Source organism: Streptococcus danieliae, from assembly GCF_013415245.1.
In the GTDB taxonomy this organism is placed as follows: domain Bacteria; phylum Bacillota; class Bacilli; order Lactobacillales; family Streptococcaceae; genus Streptococcus; species Streptococcus danieliae_A.
On record NZ_JACBXX010000089.1, the window covers coordinates 24,206 to 30,929 of the forward strand.

The 6,724-nt window shown below is 44.9% G+C and carries 6 protein-coding genes; all 6 read left to right on the forward strand.

What is annotated here, in order from left to right; all coding sequences use genetic code 11:
- Positions 1-12 precede the first annotated feature (12 nt).
- Positions 13-690 (forward strand): cell division protein SepF, encoded by a 678-nt coding sequence (locus HZY94_RS10485; protein ID WP_228064543.1) that lies wholly within the window; start codon positions 13-15, stop codon positions 688-690.
- Entirely contained in the window at positions 690-962 is a 273-nt protein-coding gene (locus tag HZY94_RS03585) for a YggT family protein (protein ID WP_179925047.1), read from the forward strand. Before HZY94_RS10485 ends, HZY94_RS03585 begins: the two co-directional genes overlap by 1 nt.
- A complete protein-coding gene (locus HZY94_RS03590; RefSeq protein ID WP_179925048.1) occupies positions 956-1,750 on the forward strand; it encodes a YlmH family RNA-binding protein in 795 nt (264 codons plus the stop codon). The genes HZY94_RS03585 and HZY94_RS03590 overlap by 7 nt, the downstream gene beginning before the upstream one ends.
- A gap of 9 nt (positions 1,751-1,759) precedes the next feature.
- Positions 1,760-2,518, forward strand: coding sequence for a DivIVA domain-containing protein (locus HZY94_RS03595; RefSeq protein WP_179925049.1), 759 nt, complete (start codon positions 1,760-1,762; stop codon positions 2,516-2,518).
- A gap of 268 nt (positions 2,519-2,786) precedes the next feature.
- Positions 2,787-5,591, forward strand: coding sequence for an isoleucine--tRNA ligase (ileS, locus tag HZY94_RS03600; protein ID WP_179925050.1), 2,805 nt, complete (start codon positions 2,787-2,789; stop codon positions 5,589-5,591).
- A 765-nt stretch (positions 5,592-6,356) separates the two neighbouring features.
- The coding region (locus HZY94_RS03605) for a reverse transcriptase domain-containing protein (RefSeq protein ID WP_257151889.1) at positions 6,357-6,724 on the forward strand (368 nt) is incomplete at its 3' end.

A 6,724-nucleotide genomic window follows, 5' to 3' on the forward strand; every position in this document is an offset into this window, starting at 1 on the left:
AAAAGGAATATTATGGACAGAGTAATCGATTTTTTTAGAAATATTGGTGTCTATTTAAAGGGACTGTTTGTCGAAGATGAAGGTGGATTCCAAGAGGAAAACCTAGAGGTTATCCCGGAAGTGGGTCCGAAAGACAATCCTAGTCCAATAGCCCAGGCACAAGTGGAAGACAAGGCAGAGCGTAGTACCCTTACAAACCTATCCAGTCTACCTCAATCCAAGGCTTCTGAAGGTACCCTTTCTCTCCCTCAGAAGTCCCCTGTCAACCGAAATACAGAAGAAAGAGAAACAAAAACAATGAATACAAGTAGACCACAAAACATCACAGATTTACATGCAAGACAAGAGGAATTGGCTCGTCAGAATAGCCAAGGAGCTCCAGCAGAGAAGCACGTTATTTACGTTCGTTATCCCCGTCGTTATGAAGAAACAGCAACATTTTTGGACCTCTTGCTGCAAAATGAGAGTGTCTTGATTGATTTCCAATATATGACAGAGGTACAGGCCCGTCGTTGCTTGGACTATTTGGATGGTGCGCGTTATGTCTTATCTGGTGATTTGCGGAAAGTTGCCAATGGCATCTATCTCTTGACTCCTTCCAATGTTGTTATCAATATTGAAGATCTTCAGCTGGCTGAAGGAACCAACAATCAAGCGATCGAATTTGATTTCGATATGAAACGACGCTAATGAATATTTTATATTACCTCTACCGAACCCTCTATCTATTTCTTAATGTCTTGGATTTGACCTTGGTAGCCTATATTATTCTCTCTTGGTTTCCCGGTGCTCTACGGACACCGCTCGGTTACTGGTTAATTCGAATTGTGAATCCCTTGGTGCGGCCTTTTCGAAACCTACCTCTCCAATTTTTAGGATTGGATTGGACCGTTTTTGTCGTTTTAATCTTATTAAATCTGATTCGTGACAGTCTGCTTCCGTTTCTTTTCTTATCATGGTAAAAGAATTAAAAAATCTAGCCCAACATGTGACAAAAGAGGATCAGCTCTTTTTAGAAAAGGCTTGGGAGTGGATCCAACGGGTTGAAGACCAGTATGTTCCGGTCTTAAGCGATTTTTTAAATCCCCACCAGGTGAGTCTGGTTAAAAATTTAGCCAGTCATCGGGAGCTCAAGCTGTTTGATTCGGCAGATGCCTGGCCTAGTGAGCAGTCGCGTCTCTTGCTGGCTCCTGCTTACTATGAGCTAGATCCAACTGATTTTGAGTTGGAGTTGCTAACCATTCGTTTTCAGAGTCAGTTTGGGAAATTGACCCATCCCCAAGTTTTGGGGAGTTTGCTGCATCAGACAGGTCTGGATCGGCGGGTTTTTGGGGATATTTTAATTGGTGGGAATCAGGTTCAAGTCTTTGTCGAACGGCCCTATGTTTCGCTGATTACCCAAGAGGTTCGCAAAATTGGTCGTTTGGGTGTCACTATTTCTATCAGCGCGATGGAGGAACTGCTCCAATTGGAGGAAGAGGTTCAGACAAAAACGATTTTTTTAGACAGCCTTCGCCTGGATCGTCTGGTGGCTTCTGCTTTTCAATTGGGCCGAAGTAAGGCGGCTCAATTGGTTAAGGCCAATAAAATAAAGGTGAATTATCAGGAGCGAAAGGAAGTTTCTTATCCCATCAAGGCAGGAGATATGCTGAGTATTCGAGGTAAGGGAAGAATTTATGTTGGAGAATCCATAGGTCTTTCAAAATCTGGTAGAATAAAAGTGGAATTAAAGATACTTGCACGTAAATAAGGAGAAAATATGGCACTTACAGCATTAGATATTCGCAATAAATCGTTTTCTACAAAGTTTCGTGGTTATGATGTCGATGAAGTGGATGATTTTTTGGATGTTTTAATTCGGGAATTTGAAGATTTAACACGTCAGTTAGCTGCTAAAGACGAGCAGATTCGGAATTTGGAAGAACGTTTGCTTTACTTTGATGAAATGAAAGATTCCTTGAGCCAGTCCGTTCTGATTGCTCAAGATGCAGCAGAAAAGGTGAAACAAACGGCTTCTGATGAGTCTAGCAATATTATCCGTCAGGCTGAGCAAGATTCACAACGTCTCTTGGATGATGCTAAATTCAAGGCCAATGAAATTTTACGCCAGGCTACGGATAATGCTAAGAAGGTGGCGGTTGAGACGGAAGAGTTGAAAAACAAGACCCGTATTTTCCACCAACAAATCCGTTCGGCAGTGGAAAGTCAGTTGAGTGTGATTACATCTCCAGAGTGGGAAAATATTTTGAAACCAACTGCTTCTTATGTCCAAACCAGTGATGAAGCCTTTCGGGAAGTGGTTGTATCAGCCCTTGGGGAAGACCAGGCGGTGGCCCATGACGAGCCAATTGATATGACCCGTCAATTTTCACCGGTAGAAGTAGCTGAATTGCAAAATCGCATTGCCTCTGCTAACCAAATGGCAGAAACACAATCCTACCAAGGATTGGCTGCAGATGTGAATGCTGCCCTAGATGCAGTGGATGCAGCAGAAAAAGAAAGAGTCGATCTTTTATAATTTTTTAAAAATTCCATGAAAACACGGTTGTTTGAATACATTACCAGCGAGTAGGAGATGGTGTGAGTCCTACAGTCCCTGTTCTTTCAATTATCCTTTCATGTTTTCTGTACTGAACCAATGCAGTAGGTATGGACGGGTCGTTCCGTTATCAACCAAGAGGGTAAATTGGGAACTGTGAGCCCAATTTACTGAAGTAAGGTGGTACCACGCTTTGTCGTCCTTAGGGAAGAGACAAAGTGTGTTTTTTTTATAGAAAGGGAATCAAATGAAATTAAAAGAAACCTTGAATTTAGGAAAAACTGGCTTCCCCATGCGTGCTGGCTTGCCCACAAAAGAACCACTCTGGCAAGAAGAGTGGGACAAGGCAGACTTGTACCAGCAACGCTTGAAACTCAATGAAGGCAAACCGACCTTTATTTTGCATGATGGCCCTCCTTATGCCAATGGAAATATCCATGCAGGTCATGCCCTTAACAAGATCTCTAAAGATATTATCGTCCGTTCTAAATCCATGACTGGCTTTTATGCTCCTTTTGTTCCGGGTTGGGATACTCACGGACTACCAATCGAACAGGTTTTAGCTAAGCAAGGGGTAAAACGCAAAGAAATGGACTTGGTGGACTACCTGGAGCTTTGTCGAGAGTATGCCTTGGGTCAGGTTGAAAAACAAAAGGCTGACTTTAAACGCCTGGGTGTAGCAGCGGACTGGGACAATCCTTACGTCACCTTAACGCCAGATTATGAGGCTGCCCAAGTTCGCGTCTTCGGAAAAATGGCTGAGAAGGGTTATATCTACCGTGGGGCTAAGCCTGTTTACTGGTCTTGGTCATCGGAATCTGCGCTTGCGGAAGCGGAGATCGAATACCATGACGTGACTTCAAACTCACTTTACTATGCCAATAAGGTTAAGGATGGGAAGGGTGTTCTAGATACCAACACCTATATCGTTGTCTGGACCACAACACCATTTACCATCACAGCTTCTCGCGGTTTGACTGTTGGTGCAGATATTTCTTATGTGCGGGTGCAAGCAGCTGGCGATGATCGTCATTTTGTGGTTGCAGAAGAATTGTTGGACCGTTTAGCTGAGAAATTTGTCTGGGAAGATGTTCAAGTGGTCGCTCGTTACACAGGTAAAGAGCTGGAGCACATTGTGACAGAGCATCCATGGGATACTGAGGTTGATGAACTGGTAATCCTAGGAGATCACGTTACGACGGATTCTGGTACCGGGATTGTCCATACAGCCCCTGGATTTGGTGAGGATGACTACTATGTCGGAGTTGCCAACGGGTTAGAAGTAGCTGTGACCGTCGATGAACGTGGAATGATGATGGACAATGCCGGAGCTGATTTTGCAGGTCAATTCTATGGCAAGGTCTTGCCAACAGTTGTTGAAAAGTTGGGCAACCTCTTGTTGGCCCAGGAAGAAATCACCCACTCCTACCCATTTGACTGGCGGACTAAGAAACCAATCATTTGGCGAGCTGTTCCACAGTGGTTTGCTTCTGTTTCTGATTTCCGTCAAGAAATCTTGGATCAGATTGACCAAGTTCAATTCCACATGGACTGGGGACGCACACGTCTCTACAACATGATTCGCGATCGTGGCGATTGGGTCATCTCGCGCCAACGGGCCTGGGGTGTTCCGCTTCCAATTTTCTATGCAGAAGATGGAACAGCAATCATGGAGACCGAAACGGTTGAACATGTGGCGCAATTGTTCGAGGAGCACGGGGCCTCTGTTTGGTGGGCTCGTGAAGCCAAAGATCTCTTGCCAGAAGGCTATAGCCACCCAGGATCGCCAAATGGCGTCTTCACTAAGGAAACCGACATCATGGACGTTTGGTTTGATTCCGGTAGCTCTTGGAATGGTGTCCTTAGAAACCGAGACAATCTGCAATACCCAGCAGATCTTTACCTCGAAGGTTCGGACCAATACCGCGGTTGGTTTAACTCTTCCTTGATCACCTCCGTTGCCAATCATGGCGTCGCTCCTTATAAACAGCTCCTTTCTCAAGGTTTTGTTTTGGATGGTAAGGGTGAAAAAATGTCCAAGTCGCTAGGAAACACCATCTTGCCTAGTGATGTCGAAAAACAGTTTGGTGCTGAAATCCTACGTCTTTGGGTAAGTAGCGTTGACACCAGCAATGACGTGCGGATCTCCATGGATATCTTGAGTCAGGTATCAGAGACCTACCGGAAGATTCGGAACACCCTCCGCTTCTTGTTGGCCAATACTACTGACTTCAATCCAGCAGCAGACAGTGTTGCTTTTGAAGATTTACGTTCCGTTGACCAATACATGATGGTCCGCTTCAATCAAGTAGTCGCAGCTATCCGGAAGGACTACGATGGATTTAACTTCCTCAACATCTATAAAACGGTTGTGAACTTTGTGACCGTTGACTTGTCAGCCTTCTACCTGGACTTTGCCAAGGATGTTGTCTACATCGAAGGTGCTAAATCCAAAGAGCGCCGTCAAATGCAGACAGTCTTCTACGACATCTTGGTCAAACTCACCAAACTTTTGACCCCAATCCTGCCACACACAGCCGAAGAAATCTGGTCCTACCTGGAATTTGAAGAAGCTGACTTTGTACAGCTAACAGACTTCCCAGAAGTTGAAAGCTTTGCCAATGGCGAGCAACTGCTGAAAGAATGGAAAACCTTCTTCAGCTTCCGCTCCCACGCTCAAAAAGCCTTGGAAGAAGCACGTGCTGGCAAAGTCATCGGAAAATCCCTAGAAGCTGAATTGCTCGTCTATGCAAGCCCAGAACTCCAAGCAGAACTGGAAGCCCTCGAGACAAACTTGGCACAACTTCTCATCGTGTCCAAGCTGACCCTAACATCTGAGCCAGCCCCAGCAGAAGCTCTCAGCTTTGAAGACCTAGCCTTTGTTGTCAAACCAGCAGAAGGACAAGTCTGCCAACGCTGCCGCCGCGTTGACCCAAGTGTGGGCACCAACAGCAATCCAAACCTAGACATGGTTTGTGACCACTGTGCGTCCATCCTGGAAACCAACTTCCCAGAAGCTGTCGCAGAAGGCTTTGAAAGCCCACAAAAATAAGATTAGTCTCCTTTAATGAGATCGATACTCGCGGAAGACAAAAAATGACTAAGAAAATCGATTTTGAAATCCGCTGACTATCATTAAAAACCTCCCCTTAGCGTGGACAGTGATACTTTTCACTCGAAAGGCTGAGGGGAGGTTTGCTTTGTCTGGAGGAATTGGGAATAGAAAAAATCTCTAGCGCAGGGCTAGAGATTTTTCAGATTATAGACAAAGTCCCTAGAATACCTCATTCTAGGGACTTTTTAGTACGACGGGCATGTCGTATATCTGAGGTGCAAGTCCTCTGTGGGCACCTGCTACCGGTGAACCCAATAGCGACTCCCAAGCCTGACTATCGTGAGGTAGCGGGGAGAGGAAGGGATAGCGAAATCGTGGCTCTACGAACAGAAATGTGATATGAAGGCGTATGTAGTGGATGAGGAGGCTGAAAACTCTAAAGTCCCAAAAGGTAGTCGTAACCTATATGCGTAGATCACGAGAGTAAACGAGGAAAGATATACGACTTATCCCGTGAGGTCTCATGAGCGTCGTAGACGTAGTAACAACGAATCATGAGAAGTCAGCCGAACCCATAGTAGTGAGTAAGTTTCTGTAATGGAAATGGAGCGAAGGGGCGAACAATTAACCGAAGTAATCCTACTTCACTTGTGTCTGTAAAAGAACGGTCTGATAGAACTGGAGACGGTCACGTATTGACTAGGAGAAGGTTCACGAATCTAAGATGTCCCTCAGACACCGAAACAAGAAAGGAATACGCACATGTCAGAATTGCTAGATAAGATATTATCTCGGAACAATATGCTTGAAGCCTATCATCAGGTAAAAAGAAACAAGGGTTCTGCTGGTATCGACGGAGTTACCATTGAGGAAATGGATAATTTCCTACGGCAACATTGGCGAGAAACCAAGGAACTTATAAAGCAGAGGAAGTACAAACCTCAACCAGTTTTACGAGTTGAAATTCCTAAGCCAAATGGTGGCGTCCGAAATCTTGGAATCCCTACAGTCATGGACAGAATGGTACAACAAGCGATTGTTCAAACCATCAGTCCAATCTGTGAAAGACACTTCTCAGAGTATAGTTATGGATTTCGTCCCAATCGCTCTTGTGAGACAGCTATTATTCA